15 protein-coding genes, 5 tRNA genes and 1 pseudogene are annotated in these 20,055 nt (G+C 38.4%); 1 reads left to right on the top strand and 20 read right to left on the bottom strand.

Annotation, left to right across the window (positions count from 1 at the left end):
* Positions 1 to 1,165, bottom strand: a pseudogene (locus CWD90_RS16990) (thrombospondin type 3 repeat-containing protein); the annotation flags it as partial.
* Between the two features lie 621 nt (positions 1,166 to 1,786).
* Between CWD90_RS16990 and CWD90_RS16985 the strand changes: the two are divergent.
* Entirely contained in the window at positions 1,787 to 3,376 is a 1,590-nt protein-coding gene (locus tag CWD90_RS16985) for a peptide chain release factor 3 (protein ID WP_103477263.1), read from the top strand.
* A gap of 52 nt (positions 3,377 to 3,428) precedes the next feature.
* Here the strand turns inward: CWD90_RS16985 and CWD90_RS16980 are convergent, their stop codons facing one another.
* The 19 genes from CWD90_RS16980 to CWD90_RS16890 all read right to left on the bottom strand — a co-directional run bounded on the left by CWD90_RS16980 (position 3,429) and on the right by CWD90_RS16890 (position 20,034).
* A complete protein-coding gene (locus CWD90_RS16980) occupies positions 3,429 to 3,740 on the bottom strand; it encodes a DUF3467 domain-containing protein (RefSeq protein ID WP_103477262.1) in 312 nt (103 codons plus the stop codon).
* 106 nt (positions 3,741 to 3,846) lie between these two features.
* On the bottom strand, positions 3,847 to 8,145 hold the full coding sequence (rpoC, locus tag CWD90_RS16975) for a DNA-directed RNA polymerase subunit beta' (RefSeq protein ID WP_103477261.1): 4,299 nt from the start codon (positions 8,143 to 8,145) through the stop codon (positions 3,847 to 3,849).
* Between the two features lie 62 nt (positions 8,146 to 8,207).
* On the bottom strand, positions 8,208 to 12,017 hold the full coding sequence (gene rpoB, locus CWD90_RS16970) for a DNA-directed RNA polymerase subunit beta (RefSeq protein WP_103477260.1): 3,810 nt from the start codon (positions 12,015 to 12,017) through the stop codon (positions 8,208 to 8,210).
* Between the two features lie 136 nt (positions 12,018 to 12,153).
* Complete coding sequence (gene rplL / locus CWD90_RS16965; protein WP_103477259.1) at positions 12,154 to 12,534, bottom strand: 50S ribosomal protein L7/L12; 381 nt, start codon at positions 12,532 to 12,534, stop codon at positions 12,154 to 12,156.
* A gap of 53 nt (positions 12,535 to 12,587) precedes the next feature.
* Positions 12,588 to 13,103: a 50S ribosomal protein L10 gene (rplJ, locus tag CWD90_RS16960; protein WP_103477258.1), complete on the bottom strand. Its 516-nt coding sequence runs from the start codon at positions 13,101 to 13,103 to the stop codon at positions 12,588 to 12,590.
* 22 nt (positions 13,104 to 13,125) lie between these two features.
* A complete protein-coding gene (gene rplA, locus CWD90_RS16955) occupies positions 13,126 to 13,815 on the bottom strand; it encodes a 50S ribosomal protein L1 (protein WP_103477257.1) in 690 nt (229 codons plus the stop codon).
* Between the two features lie 20 nt (positions 13,816 to 13,835).
* Positions 13,836 to 14,273, bottom strand: a complete 438-nt coding sequence (gene rplK / locus CWD90_RS16950; protein WP_103477256.1) for a 50S ribosomal protein L11 — start codon at positions 14,271 to 14,273, stop codon at positions 13,836 to 13,838.
* 69 nt (positions 14,274 to 14,342) lie between these two features.
* On the bottom strand, positions 14,343 to 14,894 hold the full coding sequence (gene nusG, locus CWD90_RS16945) for a transcription termination/antitermination protein NusG (RefSeq protein ID WP_103477255.1): 552 nt from the start codon (positions 14,892 to 14,894) through the stop codon (positions 14,343 to 14,345).
* A 10-nt stretch (positions 14,895 to 14,904) separates the two neighbouring features.
* Entirely contained in the window at positions 14,905 to 15,093 is a 189-nt protein-coding gene (gene secE / locus CWD90_RS16940) for a preprotein translocase subunit SecE (protein ID WP_103477254.1), read from the bottom strand.
* A gap of 94 nt (positions 15,094 to 15,187) precedes the next feature.
* Positions 15,188 to 15,260: transfer RNA gene (locus CWD90_RS16935), tRNA-Trp, on the bottom strand.
* Between the two features lie 70 nt (positions 15,261 to 15,330).
* Positions 15,331 to 16,518 carry an elongation factor Tu gene (gene tuf / locus CWD90_RS16930; protein ID WP_103477253.1) on the bottom strand — a complete coding sequence of 396 codons (1,188 nt, stop codon included), beginning with the start codon at positions 16,516 to 16,518 and terminating at the stop codon, positions 15,331 to 15,333.
* Between the two features lie 54 nt (positions 16,519 to 16,572).
* Positions 16,573 to 16,644 (bottom strand) — tRNA-Thr (locus tag CWD90_RS16925).
* A gap of 177 nt (positions 16,645 to 16,821) precedes the next feature.
* Positions 16,822 to 16,894: transfer RNA gene (locus tag CWD90_RS16920), tRNA-Gly, on the bottom strand.
* A gap of 92 nt (positions 16,895 to 16,986) precedes the next feature.
* Positions 16,987 to 17,068: transfer RNA gene (locus CWD90_RS16915), tRNA-Tyr, on the bottom strand.
* A gap of 52 nt (positions 17,069 to 17,120) precedes the next feature.
* Positions 17,121 to 17,194, bottom strand: a tRNA-Thr gene (locus CWD90_RS16910).
* A gap of 98 nt (positions 17,195 to 17,292) precedes the next feature.
* Positions 17,293 to 17,595 (bottom strand): ribosome hibernation-promoting factor, HPF/YfiA family, encoded by a 303-nt coding sequence (gene hpf / locus CWD90_RS16905; protein WP_103442758.1) that lies wholly within the window; start codon positions 17,593 to 17,595, stop codon positions 17,293 to 17,295.
* Between the two features lie 46 nt (positions 17,596 to 17,641).
* Positions 17,642 to 18,532, bottom strand: coding sequence for a tyrosine-type recombinase/integrase (locus tag CWD90_RS16900; RefSeq protein WP_103477252.1), 891 nt, complete (start codon positions 18,530 to 18,532; stop codon positions 17,642 to 17,644).
* A 99-nt stretch (positions 18,533 to 18,631) separates the two neighbouring features.
* Positions 18,632 to 18,826, bottom strand: coding sequence for a 30S ribosomal protein S21 (gene rpsU / locus CWD90_RS16895; RefSeq protein ID WP_103477251.1), 195 nt, complete (start codon positions 18,824 to 18,826; stop codon positions 18,632 to 18,634).
* Positions 18,827 to 18,894: 68 nt separating this feature from the next.
* Positions 18,895 to 20,034, bottom strand: coding sequence for an acyl-CoA dehydrogenase family protein (locus tag CWD90_RS16890; RefSeq protein ID WP_103477269.1), 1,140 nt, complete (start codon positions 20,032 to 20,034; stop codon positions 18,895 to 18,897).
* Positions 20,035 to 20,055: the final 21 nt, after the last annotated feature.

Here is a 20,055-nt window from a genome sequence, read left to right as displayed (position 1 = left end):
AAACAAAATCACAGGAATCCTTGGGATCCGTACCGTCCTCTATCTCTTTTTCATTGGTTACTCCGTCACCATCACAATCGGCCGTCAAATAGTCTCCGCTTTGTGCCAAGGTAACATGGGCTGGAACGTAATCGCAGGGATCCAAGGGATCCGTACCATCCGTTTTCTCGTCCTCATTCGTAACACCATCACCGTCACAATCGGAATTCTTCCAATCAGAAGTGGGGGTACAGTTTTGATGCGCTAAAATAAAATCGCAGGAATCAAGTGGATCTGTACCATCTTGTTTCTCCTTATCGTTAGTAACCCCGTCACCGTCGCAATCGGCATTCTTCCATGCAGAGGAGGGAGTACAATTTTGATGGGCTAAAATAAAATCGCAGGAATCAAGTGGATCTGTCCCATCTGTTTTTTCTTTATCGTTGGTAACACCGTCACCATCGCAATCGGCATTCTTCCACGCGGAGGAGGGAGTACAATTTTGATGGGCTAAAATAAAATCACAGGAATCAAGTGGATCTGTACCATCTATTTTTTCTTTATCGTTGGTAACACCGTCACCATCGCAATCGGCATTCTTCCACGCGGAGGAGGGGGTACAATTTTGATGTGCTAAAATAAAATCGCAGGAATCAAGTGGATCTGTACCGTCCTGCTTTTCCTTATAATTGGTAACCCCGTCACCATCACAGTCGGCATTCTTCCATGCAGAGGAGGGGGTGGAATTTTGATGGGCTAAAATAAAATCACAGGAATCATTGGGATTGGTTCCGTCCTCATTTTCTTTAACATTGGTTACTCCGTCACCATCACTATCCGTTGGTGGCACAATCTCTGAACGAAGCTGTAACCCTGAATTAGGATGAAATCCATTTTTGGGATTTAACTCAATATCTACAGAATTAATTCTCTTGGCACTTATTTTGTTTGATGTGGAAAAGCTATTAACTAAAAATGGACTCCAGTAGTACTTCAGTTCATTACCGTCTACCTTAGAGGCAATTCCTATGTCATGACCAAAAGCAAGCACCTCATTTGATTTGGAAGAAACGTCTTTAGGCACATCCGCAAATGTGGGCGTAATTCCAAAAACAAATAAAACGGCAATAAGTAAAATTAAGGGTACTGAATTTCTCCTATATTTCACAAAAGTAATATTCTCCATAAATGATAGTTTTGTTTCAACTAATCACCATGGCATAATAGGTAACAATAGATGTAAGAAGTTGGGGCCAACTCCAAAGTTATATGCAAGATATATCTAAAAAATCAATACTCATAAGGTTTTCAAACCATAAATTAAAGAAAATCTTCCAATAACCGTATTACTCGACAAAGTGTTAATTTTCATTATGAACATCTATAATTAAGTACTGTTTATCTAATAAAAAACCATCACACCGCAGTAAGCACATCTACATTTTTACTTACAAATAAAGTCAGAAAAGTATTCTACTACATAACTATAAACATATAATTAATCTAATAACCAATACGGCTTCTTAAGCTAAAAACCATAAACATAAGTTTCTATAATTTTAGTAGGTACTAATATCTTAAACCAAAAAAGATAAGCCAACTTAAAAAAACGAATAAAAAGTCTACAGATTTGTGTATCGTTACCCTACTTTCCACCAGTATATTCGAAATGCATAAGCCGTAACCCATCTTTTGTCCGACCTACTAAACCCGAATATCTTACAATTAGAAATTCTTTGTTGTATTTAGCAGGATTTGCCAGTAGAAAAAATTAATTTGACTTATTTTTGCCGAAATCAAATGATTGATGAGTTTTAAGGAACAAATTGAAAGAAGGAGGACTTTCGGAATAATATCGCATCCAGATGCGGGAAAAACAACACTCACAGAAAAACTACTGCTTTTTGGCGGAGCCATTCAGGAAGCAGGAGCGGTAAAGAACAATAAAATAAAGAAAACTGCGACGAGCGACTTTATGGAAATTGAAAAACAAAGGGGTATCTCCGTTGCCACCTCTGTTCTTGCCTTTCTATACAAAGACAAAAAAATAAATATCCTGGATACACCAGGCCATAAGGATTTCGCAGAAGATACCTTCAGGACCCTTACGGCCGTAGACAGCGTTATTGTGGTTGTTGATGTTGCAAAAGGTGTAGAAGAGCAAACTGAAAAATTGGTCGAAGTCTGTAGGATGCGAAACATTCCCATGATTGTTTTCATTAACAAATTAGACCGGGAAGGAAAGGATGCCTTCGATTTATTGGACGAGGTAGAACAGAAACTTGGACTTTCCGTAACTCCATTAAGTTTTCCCATTGGAATGGGATATGATTTTAAAGGAATATATAATATATACGAAAAAAACATTAATCTGTTTAGTGGGGATAGCAAGAAACATATTGAGGACACAATTGCATTTGATGACATAAACAATCCTCAACTTGAAAAGATTATTGGCACGAAAGCAGCTACAGAACTAAGAGAGAATTTAGAATTGGCAACAGGTGTATACCCTCCCTTTGATAAAGAAAGTTACCTAAAAGGAACCCAACAGCCCGTATTCTTTGGCTCGGCACTTAATAATTTTGGAGTACGCGAACTATTGGATTGTTTTATAGACATAGCCCCTTCACCGCGCCCAAAAATGGCCGAAGAGCGATTAGTTGAAGCCAATGAAAAAGAATTAACCGGTTTTGTATTTAAAATACACGCCAATATGGATCCTAAGCATAGAGACCGCTTAGCATTCATAAAAATAGTTTCAGGTACCTTCGAAAGGAACAAACCTTATCTTCATGTCCGCCAAAACAAAAACTTGAAATTCTCCAGTCCCAATGCTTTTTTTGCTGAGAAAAAAGAAATAGTAGATATTTCCTATCCTGGGGATATTGTTGGATTGCACGATACCGGAAACTTCAAAATTGGAGATACCTTGACCGAAGGTGAAATATTACATTACAAGGGTATCCCAAGTTTTTCTCCAGAGCATTTTAGATATATCAATAATGCCGACCCTATGAAAGCCAAACAGCTAAACAAGGGTATTGACCAATTGATGGATGAAGGGGTAGCACAATTATTCACCTTGGAAATGAATAATAGAAAGGTGATTGGAACTGTTGGTGCTTTACAGTTTGAGGTAATCCAATACCGTCTGGAACACGAATATGGCGCCAAATGTACCTATGAAAATTTTCCGGTTTACAAGGCGTGCTGGGTAGACCCAAAAGATAAGAACAGTGAAGAATATAAAGAATTTAAACGTGTTAAACAGAAGTTTTTGGCGAAGGATAAGCGGAAGCAACTTGTTTTTCTTGCCGATTCCCAATTTTCATTGCAAATGACCCAGCAAAAATATCCAAATGTAAAGCTTCATTTTACTTCGGAATTCAATTAAAAAATACAATGAAACAAAAAAACCTTCTGTTCGCACAGAAGGTTTTTGCTTTTTAAGCCTCGCCTGTAGGACCAAAATTTAATGGTATCGGGGGCTGTTCATAATCCTTTATTGTACCATGGGCCTTTTCAAAGCGACTCACATTCTCTGCCAGTGCCTTTAAAAATTTCTTGGCATGTTGCGGGGTCAGTACAATTCTACTCTTAACCTTGGCCTTGGGAGCCCCTGGCATCATACTAATAAAGTCCACTACAAACTCGGAAACAGAATGATTAATTATAGCTAAATTGGAATAAATTCCCTCAGCTGTCTTTTCATCCAATTCTATATTGATCTGTTTTTGTTTTTGATCTTTATCACTCATTTTATAAAATGATTAACTATTACTTGTTTGTTACACTACATTGAACTATTTCCTGTCCGAATGTCCAAAAAAAAACCTCGGTGAATAACACCGAGGTTCTAATTATTTAGAATTTCAATTCTTCTTTTCGAGCCATGATTTCATCGTATTCTTCTTTTGAACCTACAATGATATTCTCATAATCCCTCATTCCCGTACCTGCAGGTATTTTGTGACCAACAATTACGTTTTCCTTCAATCCTTCCAACGTATCTATCTTACCACTTACCGCAGCTTCGTTAAGTACTTTGGTCGTTTCTTGGAAAGAAGCAGCAGAAATGAATGATTTAGTCTGTAAAGATGCACGTGTAATTCCTTGAAGAATAGGTGTCGCCGTTGCTGCAACAGCATCTCTAGCAGAAACCAAATTCTTGTCATTACGCTTAAGGATTGAGTTTTCATCCCTTAAATCACGGGCACTAATAATCTGACCCGGTTTTAAGTTTTCTGAATCCCCGGCATCCTCAACCACTTTCTGTCCATAAATCTCATCGTTCTCTTTGATGAAGTCATCCTTATGGACCAATTGATTCTCTAAGAAAATAGTATCTCCTGGATCAACTATTCGCACTTTACGCATCATTTGACGAACTACTACCTCAAAATGCTTGTCATTGATCTTCACTCCCTGTAAACGATATACTTCCTGAACTTCGTTCACCAAGTATTGTTGTACAGCTGAAGGTCCTTTGATAGACAAAATATCCTCAGGAGTAATAGATCCATCGGATAATGGCATACCGGCACGTACATAATCATTTTCTTGAACAAGAATTTGATTGGACAATTTAACCAAGTATTTCTTAACCTCACCCAATTTGGATTCGATGATTATCTCACGATTACCTCTTTTAATTTTACCAAAGGAAACAACACCATCAATTTCGGAAACAACCGCCGGGTTGGATGGGTTACGTGCTTCAAATAATTCGGTAACTCTTGGAAGACCACCGGTAATATCTCCAGACTTAGCTGATTTCCGTGGTATCTTAACCAAAATCTTACCTTCGTTGATTTTGTCTCCATCGTCTACCATGATATGCGATCCAACCGGAAGGTTATAAGAACGCAATACTTCATCCTTATTGTTCTTGATCAAAAGGGTTGGTATTAATTTCTTATTCCTAGATTCCGAAATTACTTTCTCTTGGAATCCGGTTTGCTCATCGATCTCCACCTGGTAGGTAATACCTTGGTCAATATTCTCATATGCGATCTTTCCAGGGAATTCTGAAACAATAACCCCGTTATATGGATCCCAAGAACAAATAACCTGACTCTTTTGGATTTTTTCACCGTTCTTAATGAACAATTGAGAACCGTAAGGAATATTATTAGTACTTAAGGTTATGCCAGACTTAGCGTCTACAACCTTTATCTCAGAAGTCCTAGAAATTACAATTTCAGATTTTTTACCTTCACTATCTTGACTAGTAACCGTTCTTAAATCTTCTATTTCTGCAATTCCACCAAACTTGGCTTCCAATTTATTTTCTTCAGAAATGTTACCTGCAATACCCCCAACGTGGAATGTACGCAAAGTTAACTGTGTTCCTGGTTCTCCGATCGACTGAGCAGCAACAACACCAACAGCTTCCCCTCGTTGTACCATTTTATTGGTAGACAAGTTTCTTCCGTAACACTTACCACAGATACCTTTCTGAGCTTCACAGGTTAGGGCTGAACGAACCTCCACTTTTTCAACAGGAGATGCCTCAATATTCTTAACATCAGACTCCATAATTTCTTGACCTGCCTTTAAAAGCAATTCTTCAGAAATAGGATCATAAACATCGTGTAAAGAAACCCTACCTAGGATTCGCTCCCCTAAAGTCTCCACAATCTCTTCGTTTTTCTTTAGAGCCTCTACCTGTACACCTCTTAGCGTTTCACAATCTTCAATATTGATGATTACATCTTGTGAAACATCCACTAGACGACGTGTCAAGTAACCTGCATCCGCCGTTTTCAAGGCCGTATCCGCAAGACCTTTACGTGCACCGTGAGTAGAAATAAAGTATTCCAAAATGGATAGACCCTCTTTAAAGTTGGATAAAATAGGGTTCTCAATGATTTCCCCACCTCCAGCTGTAGATTTCTTAGGTTTCGCCATTAATCCACGCATACCGGTCAACTGGCGAATCTGCTCCTTAGAACCCCTTGCACCAGAATCCAACATCATATACACAGAGTTAAATCCTTGTTGATCTTCACGAATACGCTTCATTGCCAATTCGGTCAACATAGCATTTGTGGAAGTCCATACGTCAATTACCTGATTGTAACGTTCGTTGTTGGTGATAAGTCCCATGTTATAGTTGGCCATAATACCATCTACCTGAACATTGGCTTCATCAATCATGGATTGTTTTTCAGGTGGAATAATAATATCCCCCAAACTAAAGGACAAACCACCCTTGAAGGCGAATTCATACCCCATCGTTTTAATCTTATCCAAGAAATCAGCAGTTGTTGGTACATCGGTAACTCTTAAAATATTACCAATAATATCCCTAAGCGATTTCTTGTTCAATACCTCATTGATATATCCCGCTTCCTCTGGAACTACCATGTTAAACAATACTCTACCAACTGTAGTTGGTATAATTTGATTAACCAATTCCCCTGCTTCATTAAAATCTTTGGCACGAACTTTTATACCGGCGTTAAGATCCAATCTTCCTTCATTAAAGGCGATTACCACCTCTTCATAAGAGTAAAAGGTTAATCCTTCACCTTTTACAGTTACCTCAGGTGTAGTCTTCCTTTCTTTAGTCATATAATATAGACCCAAGACCATATCCTGTGATGGTACGGTAATAGGTGAACCGTTTGCAGGATTCAAAATATTATGTGAAGCCAACATTAATAATTGGCATTCAAGAATAGCCTCTGGACCTAATGGTAAATGAACTGCCATTTGATCTCCATCAAAATCCGCATTAAATGCAGTACATACCAATGGATGTAAGCGAATGGCTTTTCCTTCAATAAGTTTTGGCTGGAAAGCTTGGATACCCAATCTGTGCAATGTAGGGGCCCTGTTCAACATTACAGGGTGTCCTTTTAATACATTTTCCAGGATATCCCAGACTACTGGTTCCTTCTTGTCTATTATCTTTTTAGCCGATTTTACGGTTTTCACAATACCCCTTTCTATCAACTTACGGATAACAAAAGGTTTGTAAAGCTCAGCTGCCATATCTTTTGGCAAACCACATTCGAACAATTTCATTTCAGGTCCAACAACGATTACCGAACGGGCGGAATAATCCACACGTTTACCTAAAAGGTTTTGACGGAAACGACCTTGCTTTCCTTTTAATGAATCTGAAAGGGACTTTAATGGTCTGTTGGATTCAGTTTTTACTGCAGATGCCTTACGAGTGTTATCGAATAAAGAATCTACTGCTTCCTGAAGCATACGTTTCTCATTTCTAAGAATCACCTCTGGTGCCTTAATCTCCACCAATCTTTTTAGACGGTTATTTCTTATAATTACCCTTCTATAAAGATCATTCAAATCCGAAGTTGCAAAACGACCTCCATCCAATGGCACTAACGGACGTAATTCAGGTGGAATTACAGGAATAACCTTCATGATCATCCAATCTGGTCTGTTTTCCCTATTTTCCTGAGATTCCCTTAATGCTTCCACAACCTGAAGTCTTTTCAAGGCTTCGGTTTTACGTTGTTTGGAAGTTTCAGTATTGGCTTTATGTCTTAAATCGTAAGACAATTGGCTCAAGTCTATTCTGGCCAAAAGATCAATAAGACATTCCGCACCCATTTTAGCAATAAACTTGTTGGGGTCAGAATCTTCCAAGTACTGATTCTCTTGTGGAATGGACTCTAATATATTTAAATATTCCTCTTCGCTCAAGAAATCCATTTTTTGAATTTCCTCGCCGTCTGGTCCTTTGGCAATACCTGGTTGAATTACTACATAACGTTCGTAGTAAATGATCATATCCAATTTCTTGGAAGGTAAACCTAAAAGGTAACCAATTTTATTTGGCAGGGAACGGAAATACCAGATATGGGCAACAGGAACTACCAAATTAATGTGTCCTACCCTATCTCTACGTACTTTTTTCTCTGTTACTTCTACCCCACAACGATCACAAACAATACCACGATAACGGATTCTTTTGTATTTTCCACAGGCACATTCATAATCCTTTACAGGACCAAAAATACGCTCACAGAATAGACCGTCCCGCTCAGGCTTGTGCGTTCTATAGTTAATAGTTTCAGGTTTTAAAACCTCACCTCTTGACTCTGCCAAAATAGCTTCTGGAGATGCCAAACCGATTGAAATTTTATCGAACCTTTTAATGGTATTATTATCTTTTAGTCTAGCCATAACTATATTCTGATACTAATTTAATTCTTGTTATTAGGAATAGTGTTCAAAACCTATCCTTGTTATTCTTCCAATCTAATATCCAAACCTAATCCCTTAAGTTCGTGCATTAGTACGTTGAAAGATTCTGGCAAGCCAGGTTCTGGCATGGTCTCTCCTTTTACGATCGCCTCATAAGTCTTGGCCCTACCAATAACATCATCCGACTTAACGGTCAATATTTCACGTAGTGTAGCTGAGGCACCATATGCTTCAAGGGCCCAAACTTCCATCTCCCCAAAACGCTGTCCACCAAATTGTGCTTTACCACCCAATGGTTGTTGCGTAATAAGTGAGTATGGTCCAATAGAACGAGCATGCATCTTATCATCTACCATATGTCCTAATTTCAACATATAGATAACCCCAACCGTTGCAGGTTGATCAAAACGCTGACCTGTTCCACCATCATAAAGGTAGGTATGTCCAAATCTTGGAATTCCAGCCTCATCAGTATAGGCGTTAATTTGATCTAAGGTAGCACCGTCAAAAATTGGGGTCGCATATTTCTTCCCTAATTTTAGACCTGCCCATCCCAATACAGTTTCATATATCTGCCCAATGTTCATACGGGAAGGTACCCCAAGTGGATTCAATACGATATCCACAGGTGTTCCATCCTCCAAAAATGGCATGTCTTCATGACGTACAATTCGGGAAACAATACCCTTGTTTCCGTGACGACCCGCCATTTTATCACCAACCTTAAGCTTACGTTTTTTGGCGATATAAACTTTGGCCAATTTCATAATTCCAGCTGGCAATTCATCTCCTACAGAAATCGTAAACTTATCTCTTCTGAGGTTACCTTGAAGATCGTTTAACTTTATCTTATAGTTATGTAAAAGATCTGTCACCAATGTATTGCTTTCCTTATCCGTAGTCCAAGTTCCACCAACCAAGTGAGCGAAATCATCAACAGCATTCAACATTTTCATGGTATACTTCTTCCCTTTAGGAAGCACTTCTTCCCCAAGGTCATTTAATACCCCTTGTGAAGTTTTACCATTCACCAATGTAAATAGCTTTTCAACTAGAACATCTTGAAGTTGTTGGAATTTTACCTCATATTCCAATTCTAATTTAGCAAGGTCTTCCTTATCTTCAGAACGCTTACGCTTATCTTTAACTGATCTAGAAAATAATTTCTTTTCAATAACTACTCCTCTTAATGATGGAGAAGCCTTTAAAGAAGCATCTTTTACATCACCGGCTTTGTCACCAAAAATAGCCCTTAATAATTTTTCTTCAGGAGTAGGGTCAGATTCACCTTTTGGAGTAATCTTACCAATTAAGATGTCTCCAGGCTTAACTTCTGCACCAATACGAATCATTCCGTTTTCATCCAAATCTTTAGTAGCTTCTTCAGAAACGTTGGGAATATCGTTGGTCAATTCCTCAGCACCTAATTTGGTATCCCTAACCTCTAAAGCATACTCATCAACATGAATCGAAGTAAAGATGTCCTCACGAACCACTTTTTCTGAAATTACGATCGCATCCTCGAAGTTATAACCTTTCCATGGCATAAATGCCACTACCAAGTTTCTTCCAAGTGCCAATTCGCCACTTTCCGTTGCATATCCCTCACAAAGAACCTGTCCTTTTTTAACTTTGTAGCCCTTTTTAACAATTGGCTTTAGGTTAATACTGGTACCCTGGTTTGTTTTTCTAAACTTGACCAATTCATAAGTCTTGGAATCTTCTTCGAAGCTAACCAATCTTTGTTCTTCGGTACGGTCGTATTTTATGGTGATTTTTTGTGAATCAACATACTCTATAACTCCATCTCCTTCTGCATTGATCAATACCCTTGAATCAGAAGCTACCTGACGCTCCAAACCTGTACCCACAATTGGAGATTCTGGTTTTAACAAAGGAACCGCCTGGCGCATCATGTTAGACCCCATCAATGCCCTGTTAGCATCATCATGCTCCAAGAACGGAATTAAGGAGGCTGAAATAGATGCAATTTGGTTAGGCGCAACATCGGTATACTGAATTTCTCCTGGATCTACTACCGGGAAATCTCCTTCTTCCCTTGCAATTACCTTTTCGGATGTAATTTTACCATTTTCATCCATAGGAATGTTTGCCTGAGCAATTTTCATTCCTTCTTCTTCCTCTGCACTTAGGTAAGTGAAGTCATTAATATTTACGGTACCATTATCTACCTTACGGTATGGTGTTTCCAGGAAGCCCATAGGGTTTACCTTGGCAAATACCGATAATGAGGATATTAATCCAATATTAGGTCCTTCAGGAGTTTCTATAGGACAAAGTCTTCCGTAGTGAGTATAGTGAACATCACGTACCTCAAACCCTGCTCTTTCCCTAGAGAGACCACCTGGTCCCAATGCCGATAATCTTCTTTTGTGCGTAATCTCTGCCAATGGATTTGTTTGATCCATAAACTGTGATAACTGGTTGGTACCAAAGAAAGAATTGATTACCGAAGACAAGGTCTTGGCATTGATCAAATCTATCGGGGTAAACACCTCATTATCACGTACGTTCATACGCTCACGAATTGTTCTGGCCATACGTGCCAAACCAACACCAAATTGCTGGGATAATTGCTCACCAACAGTCCTTACCCTACGGTTGGAAAGGTGATCAATATCATCGATCTCAGCTTTTGAGTTGATCAACTCGATCAAATATTTTATAATGGTAATGATATCTTCTTTGGTCAAGACCTGCTTGTCCATTCCAATATCCAATCCCAATTTTTTGTTCATTCTATAACGTCCAACCTCACCAAGATTATAACGCTGATCAGAGAAGAACAATTTATCTATAATACCACGAGCTGTCTCTTCATCTGGCGGTTCAGCATTACGCAATTGACGATAAATATGTTCAACAGCCTCTTTTTCAGAGTTTGTTGGATCCTTTTGAAGGGTGTTATGGATAATGGCATAATCGCTTTGTGCATTATTCTCTTTGTGCAAAAGAATAGTTTTCACATCAGCCTCGATTATCTCATTTATATGATCCTTTTCTAAAATGGTATCACGGTCAAGGATAATCTCATTTCTCTCAATAGATACTACTTCACCGGTATCCTCATCCACAAAATCCTCGTGCCATGTATTCAATACTCTAGCCGCCAATTTACGACCCAATACTTTTTTCAAGCCGGCATTGGAAACCTTAACCTCTTCAGAAAGGTCAAATATCTCCAAAATATCTTTATCCCTTTCAAAGCCTATAGCTCTGAACAAGGTGGTAACCGGTAATTTTTTCTTTCTATCAATATAGGCGTACATAACACCATTGATATCTGTTGCAAATTCTATCCAGGAACCTTTAAAAGGAATAACCCTAGCAGAATACAATTTAGTTCCGTTTGCATGGAAAGATTGACCAAAGAATACCCCTGGAGAACGGTGCAACTGAGAAACAACAACACGTTCTGCTCCATTGATAACAAAGGTACCACTAGGAGTCATATAAGGAATAGTACCTAAGTACACATCTTGTACAATTGTTTCGAAATCCTCATGCTCAGGATCCGTACAATATAATTTTAATCTTGCTTTTAATGGAACACTATAAGTAAGTCCACGCTCAATACATTCTTGAATGGAATATCTAGGTGGGTCTATGAAGTAATCTAAAAATTCTAATACGAACTGGTTCCTCGTGTCTGTAATGGGAAAGTTTTCCATGAAGGTGTTGTACAACCCTTCATTGCCCCTTTCGTCAGATTTAGTTTCAAGCTGAAAAAAATCTTGAAATGATTTAATCTGAATGTCCAAGAAATCCGGATAGTTCGGAGTGTTCTTAGCGGATGCGAAACTTATTCTTTCAGTCTGATTTGTGAACATCTATGGACAAAATTTTGAACGTGAATATTTTAATTGGGTAGTGTACTATATTATACACGATATGTATAAAAAGGCTTAGGTCTAGCCACAAAAAGCGGAAAGACCTAAACCAAAATAATAATGGTTGTTGTTACTATTATTTAAGCTCAACTTCCGCTCCTGCTTCTTCCAAAGATTTTTTAATTCCTTCAGCTTCGTCTTTAGAAACACCTTCCTTAACGGCTTTCGGTGCGCTATCAACGATATCTTTAGCATCTTTCAATCCCAAACCAGTTAATTCCTTAACCAATTTAACTACAGCCAATTTAGAAGCTCCAGCTGCTTTCAATATAACATCAAACTCTGTTTGCTCTTCAGCAGCCTCACCACCATCAGCAGCACCGCCACCAGCAGCAACAGCAACTGCAGCAGCTGCAGGCTCTATACCGTATTCATCTTTTAATATATTAGCCAACTCATTTACTTCCTTTACTGTAAGGTTAACCAATTGTTCTGCGAAATCTTTTAAATCTGCCATTTTTCTATCGTTTAATAAAATTTTAAAATATAATTGTTTTTAGTGCGTACAAATTATCTTTCTGATAATGTCTTAAGGATTCCGGCAAGTTTACCACCACCAGATTTAAGTCCAGAAATAACATTCTTGGCTGGGGATTGTAACAATCCAATAATTTCTCCAACCATTTCTTCTTTAGACTTAATGCTTTCTAAAGCATCCAATTGATCATCACCAACATAAATCGCCTCGGCAATATATGCTCCTTTCAACAAAGGCTTATTAGACTTTTTTCTAAAAGTCTTAATTAGTTTTGCAGGCGCATTTCCGGTTTCCGAAAACATTAAAGAGGTATTCCCCTTCAATACAGTAGGAAGTTCACCGAAATCTTTATCCGAAGCTTCCATTGCTTTTGCAAGCAAGGTATTTTTAACTACAGCAAGTTTTATATCAGCTTTGTAGCAAGCCCTTCTTAAAGCTGAAGTTGTTTCAGCATTTAATCCAGAAATGTCAGCTAAATATATAGTGGAGCTATCCCCTAACTGTGCAGTTAAATCTTGTATAACATTTAATTTCTCTTCTCTTGTCATAATAAAAACTTTTAACTACCAGTTAAACTACTTTTGGATCTAATGCAACACTTGGACTCATTGTACTGGACATGTAAATAGTTTTTACATAAATTCCTTTAGAAGCTGATGGTTTCAATTTCATCAAGGTATCCAACAGTTCGTTGGCATTATCTGCAATTTTATCAGCTGAGAAAGAAACTTTCCCTATTGCAGCATGCACAATTCCCGTTTTATCAACTTTAAAATCGATTTTACCAGCCTTTACTTCTGAAACCGCTTTGGCAACATCCATAGTAACCGTACCAGTTTTTGGGTTCGGCATAAGACCTCTTGGCCCTAAGACCCTACCTAAAGGACCTAACTTACCCATAACACTTGGCATAGTGATGATAACATCAACATCGGTCCAACCGTTTTTAATTTTCTCCAAATATTCATCCAACCCAACGTAATCAGCGCCAGCTTCTTTAGCTTCTGCTTCCTTGTCCGGTGTTACCAAAGCCAAAACTTTCACATCTTTACCGGTACCATGGGGAAGTGTAACTACTCCACGAACCATTTGGTTGGCCTTTCTTGGATCAACGCCCAAACGTACTGCCAACTCTATAGATGAATCGAATTTTGTATTGGTTATTTCTTTTACTAAAGCAGATGCCTCTTCAACAGAATAAAGTTTATTCTTATCTATTTTGCTGTGGGCTTCTTTTTGCTTCTTTGTTAATTTTGCCATTCTAAATTGCTTTTAAGATTTTAAAAAGGTCTATTACCTGAAACTTTTAAACCCATAGATCTAGCTGTACCTGCAATCATACTCATTGCGGAATCTACCGTAAAGGCATTTAGATCTACCATTTTGTCTTCAGCGATCAACTTGATCTGATCCCAAGATACACTTGCAACCTTGTTTCTGTTAGGCTCGCCAGATCCTTTTTTAATCTTAGCCGCTTCCATTAATTGAACTGCCGCCGGCGGTGTCTTTACAACGAAGTCGAACGACTTGTCTTTATAAACCGTGATCGCAACTGGCAATACTTTGCCTGGCTTATCCTGTGTACGCGCATTGAATTGCTTACAGAATTCCATAATGTTGACCCCGGCAGCACCTAAAGCGGGTCCAACCGGTGGCGACGGATTCGCTGCACCTCCCCTAACTTGTAGTTTAACTACTTTACTTACTTCTTTTGCCATTGTTTTAAATTAAATTTAAAAAGTGTTAATTTGGAAGCAACACTTCTTTTAACTATGTAACAGTTCTTATTAAACTTTTTCTACTTGCATATAACTGAGTTCCAATGGTGTTTTTCTTCCAAAAATTTTCACCATCACTTCCAGTTTGCGTTTTTCTTCGTTAATTTTTTCTACAGTTCCGTTAAAACCATTAAATGGACCATCAATAACCTTTACAGTTTCACCAAATACAAATGGTATAGCAACACTATCGGTCGTTATAGCCAATTCATCTACTTTCCCCAGCATTCTATTCACTTCCGACTTTCTCAAAGGAACAGGATCCCCGCCTTTGGTCTCGCCCAAAAATCCAATAACATTGGTAATCGAACGGATAATATGAATCATCTCCCCTCCAAGGTTAGCTTTGACCATAATATAACCAGGAAAATAAACACGTTCCTTATTTATCTTCTTTCCATTTCTTATTTGAATCACTTTTTCAGTAGGAACAAGAACCTCTTCCAAATAATCTTCAAAACCAAGTCTAGCGACTTCCGCCTCTATATAGCCTTTAATTTTGTTTTCCTGACCACTTACAGCTCTTACAACATACCATTTCTTATCCAATACCTCTGACATACAGTGCTTCTTAATTGATTATGTTATTGAAATAAAGTTTTATCAACTTGCCAAACAAACTATCAACACCCCAAGTCATTAGCGCAAAAATTATAGAAAATACCGCAACAATTACCATTAAGTTGGAAGATTCCGCCCTTGTAGGTAAAGTAACATTATTCCTAAGTTCGTCTATAGATTCTTTTATATATGTAAACATGCTGCGAAATATTTATTTTCTTAACTTTAAAACAAGGCCTTAAAGACATACTGACCACCCTTATCACAATCAGAAAAGAACTCATTATATTTTGCACGGGCGGAGAGGCTCGAACTCCCGACACCTGGTTTTGGAGACCAGTGCTCTACCAACTGAGCTACACCCGTTTATATTTACATTGAAAGGTATCCCGCTTTAGCAAGACACCCTCAATGTAAAAAATACTGTACTTAAATATTAATCCAAAATCTTGGTAACCTGACCAGCACCAACTGTTCTACCACCTTCACGGATCGCAAAACGCAGACCATCGCTAAGAGCAATTGGAGACAACAGATCAACAATAATGGTAAGGTTATCACCAGGCATAACCATTTCAACTCCACTTGGAAGATTAATAGTACCAGTAACATCGGTAGTTCTTACATAGAACTGAGGACGATAGTTATTATGGAATGGAGTGTGACGTCCACCTTCTTCTTTTTTAAGGATATACACCTCAGCTTCAAATTTAGCGTGTGGCTTAACAGAACCTGGCTTACAGATTACCATCCCTCTTTTGATTTGAGATTTTTCAATACCTCTCAAAAGGATACCAACGTTATCACCAGCTTCACCTCTATCCAATATTTTACGGAACATTTCAACCCCAGTAATTGTAGAGTTCAATTTCTCAGCTCCCATACCAATGATCTCAACAGGATCTCCAGTATTTGCAACTCCAGTCTCAATACGACCAGTAGCAACAGTACCACGACCTGTAATAGTAAACACATCTTCAACTGGCATTAAGAAATCCTTATCAACATCTCTCTTAGGCAATTCGATCCAGCTATCAACAGCTTCCATCAAAGACATAACTGTATCAACCCATTTTTGTTCACCATTAAGAGCTCCCAAAGCAGAACCAGAGATAACAGGACCATTGTCACCATCATACTCATAGAAAGAAAGCAATTCCCTTACTTCCATTTCAACTAATTCCAAAAGCTCCTCATCATCAACCATATCAACCTTATTCAAGAAAACAACGATTCTTGGAATACCAACCTGACGTCCTAAAAGGATGTGCTCACGAGTCTGAGGCATAGGACCATCAGTAGCAGCAACAACCAATATAGCACCGTCCATTTGAGCAGCACCAGTAACCATGTTCTTTACGTAATCCGCGTGACCTGGACAATCCACGTGAGCATAGTGACGGTTCGCGGTAGAATATTCTACGTGAGAAGTATTAATAGTAATACCTCTTTCCTTTTCTTCTGGAGCGTTGTCGATAGAATCGAAACTTCTCATTTCAGAAAGTCCTGCGTTTGCCAATACCGTAGTAATCGCAGCAGTCAATGTAGTTTTACCGTGATCCACGTGTCCAATAGTACCTATATTTAGATGCGGTTTGGAACGATCAAATGTTGCCTTTGCCATGTTTGTTAATTTTAATTCTTAGTTTATATTAGTGTACAAATAATGCCTTAATTGAGCCAATGATGAGATTTGAACTCATGACCTCTTCCTTACCAAGGAAACGCTCTACCCCTGAGCTACACCGGCATCTTTAATTTTAACTATTGAGCCAGGCCCAATCTAAAACTATACCCTATACCCAAAGTTTAAGAGCGTTGACGAAGTTTACCCTCGGCGTCGCTCTGGACAGGATACTACAATCATGTCCAATTAATTTTAATTGCGCAAAGCCCCATCAAAGGAGCTTTTGCTTTTAAAATCTTGAGCGGGAGACCGGGTTCGAACCGGCGACATTCAGCTTGGAAGGCTGACGCTCTACCAACTGAGCTACTCCCGCATTGTAATTTTTAGGCAAACCTAAAAATTAATTTCATTATTTCAAAAAAAACTTTCTGTATTTTCATACAAAGACTAATAAAAGCCTTTTTGTGGGGAGAGCAGGATTCGAACCTGCGAAGACGTAGTCAGCAGATTTACAGTCTGCCCTCGTTGGCCGCTTGAGTATCTCCCCAAACCATATTTTAAAGAACTTAAGAAAATTAAATTTTCTTACTTTTTTTTTGAGCCGATAGAGGGACTCGAACCCACGACCTGCTGATTACAAATCAGCTGCTCTAGCCAGCTGAGCTACATCGGCTTTTATTCCTTTTTTAGTTAAAAAAAAGTCCGCTATTTCTAACGGACTGCAAATGTAGATATTTATTTATTTAATCAAAACTTTTTTTGATAAATTTTTTACGCATTTAATCTTATTTTTTCTTTTCGCTTAACCAGCTTTCTTTCTAGCGAACTACAAGCAGTGTCGATAGCCTCTTCAAAAGACTTACATTGTTTTTTAACTACAAACTTATCTTTTGGCACTAGCACCTTGATTTCCACAATTTTATTCTCCTTAGCACTTGTATTTTCCACCTTGAGATATACATCAGAGCTAATTACTTTATCATAAAACAGTTCCATTTTATTCAACCTTGTCTGAATAAAATCAATAAGCTTTCCGTCTGCAGTGAAATTCACCGATTGTGCATTTACTTTCATAGAATGAAGTTTTAATAGAGTTAAACAATCTAATACAACTGGAGCACTATTTCTTGTTTCTAGGATGGGCCAAGAAATGTACCTTTTTTAATTCCGCAATACTGTTATGGGTATACACCTGTGTTGACGCCAAACTGGAGTGCCCCAACAATTCCTTCACGGAATTTAAATCCGCACCCTTATTTAGCATATGTGTAGCAAAGGTATGTCTTAAAATATGCGGACTTTTTTTTACCTTGGCCGACACTAAACTAAAATACTTATTTATTATTCTATAAACAAGCGTTTCATACATTTTATTGCCTTTTTCCGTAAGAAAAATATACCCCTCATCCTCGATTGCTCCCAATTCATTGCGCAGTAGAATATAACTCAAAAACAATTCTTTGGTCGCTTCCAAAAGGGGGATTATCCTTTCTTTATTGCGCTTCCCCAAAACCTTTATTGTCATGGTCTGATAATCAACATCTTTCACTTTAAGCCCAATCAGTTCAGCCCGTCTTATCCCTGTAGTGTATAGCAATTCGATAATCAATTTATCGCGCCTGCCTTCAAAATTATCCTCGAATGGCATTTGGGAATGTACCCCTTCCATTTCTACTTCTGAAAAAGGAATCTCAATTTTTTTTGCAGTTTTTAGAGCTTTATGCTTAGCCAAGGGGTTGATAGCTAAAATTCCAAGACCTAACAAAAACTTGTAATATGCTTTTAAGGAGGCTATTTTCCGATTTACCGACCTATGGGATACACCGGATTCCACCAAATACACAACCCAACTCCTAATTAAGCTATAGGACACTTGATCAATGTCATCGACATTAAACCGTTCCTCACAGAAGCTTTGAAACGCCATTAAATCGTTGTGGTAGGCTTTGGTAGTATGCGGAGAATAGTTTTTCTCCAATGACAAATAGGAAATAAAGGATTTGATGGCCATAAATCAAAGTTACAAAAGATAATACCCATTTTGATATGGCACAAAAAAAAAGTCCCACATTAAGTGGGACTTTTTATACTGATATGCATTCAAGCGGAATTAGATTTCTTCGTTATCCCTTAGACCTTGAATATATTGAGCTTTCTGAATCTTAGCTCTGTTCACTACAGATGGTTTTGTAAACTGTTGACGTTTTCTCAACTGTCGCATTGTACCTGTCTTATCGAACTTTCGCTTGAAACGCTTTAAAGCTCTATCGATGTTTTCTCCTTCTTTTATTGGTATTATTAGCATGGGCAATAACCTCCTCTCTTTTGTGATTAAGGCTGCAAATATAAACCTTAATACCGAAATACAAATTATTATTTTAAAATTTTTCTAGCAATGACCACTTTCTGTATTTCAGTAGTTCCCTCTCCAATGGTACAAAGCTTGGAATCCCTATAAAATTTTTCCACCGGAAAATCCTTCGTATAGCCATATCCACCGTGAATTTGAACCGCTTCATTAGCTACTTTTACACAAACTTCCGAGGCAAACATTTTAGCCATAGCACCCATCTTGGTCACATTACGACCTTCATTTTTAAGAAAAGCAGCCTTGTGCAGCAGCAATTCCGAAGCCTCAATTTCAGTAGCCATATCAGCTAGCTTAAAGGAAATGCCTTGAAATTGACTAATAGGCTTTCCAAACTGAACTCTTTCCTTAGAATATTTTAAGGCCGCTTCATAAGCCCCTTTAGCAATACCCAGGGACAACGCTCCAATAGATATTCTTCCTCCATCCAAGATTTTCATGGACTGCACAAAGCCTTCCCCTACTCCTCCCAGCCTATTGGCATCTGGAATTTTGCAATTATCAAAGACCAATTCGGCCGTTTCACTGGCTCTCATTCCCAATTTATTTTCTTTCTTTCCACTTGTAAACCCAGGAGTTCCCTTTTCTACAACAAAGGCGGTCATACCATGACTATCCCCTTTCTCTCCAGTCCTTACAATCACTACTGCAACATCCCCACTCTTGCCGTGGGTAATAAAATTCTTTGCTCCATTCAACACCCAGGAGTCACCTTCCTTGACCGCTGTGGTACTCATTCCTCCTGCATCGGAACCTGTATTGTGTTCCGTAAGACCCCAAGCACCTATCCATTCTGCAGAGGCCAATTTTGGGATCCATTTTTTCTTTTGACCATCATTACCAAAAGTCAAAATATGATTGGTACACAAAGAATTATGTGCCGCAACAGATAAACCAATAGAAGGATCCACTTTAGATATCTCTTCTAGTATAGCTACATATTCGTGATAGCCCAAACCTGACCCACCGAGCTCCACAGGAACCAAAACTCCCATAAAACCCATTTCCCCTGCCTTCTTGAATACTTCAACAGGAAAGGTCTGTGCCTCATCCCATTCCATTACATTGGGTCTAATATGTTGTTCAGCAAATTCTTTGGCAGAAGCAGCTACCATTTGTTGAGTTTCAGAGTAATCAAAACTCATTGTTGAAGGGGTATCAATAAC

It is taken from the genome of Arenibacter catalasegens (assembly GCF_002909235.1).
In the GTDB taxonomy this organism is placed as follows: domain Bacteria; phylum Bacteroidota; class Bacteroidia; order Flavobacteriales; family Flavobacteriaceae; genus Arenibacter; species Arenibacter catalasegens.
The sequence above is the reverse complement of the archived record's forward strand: the minus strand, read 5'-3'. Positions and strand labels throughout refer to the sequence as shown.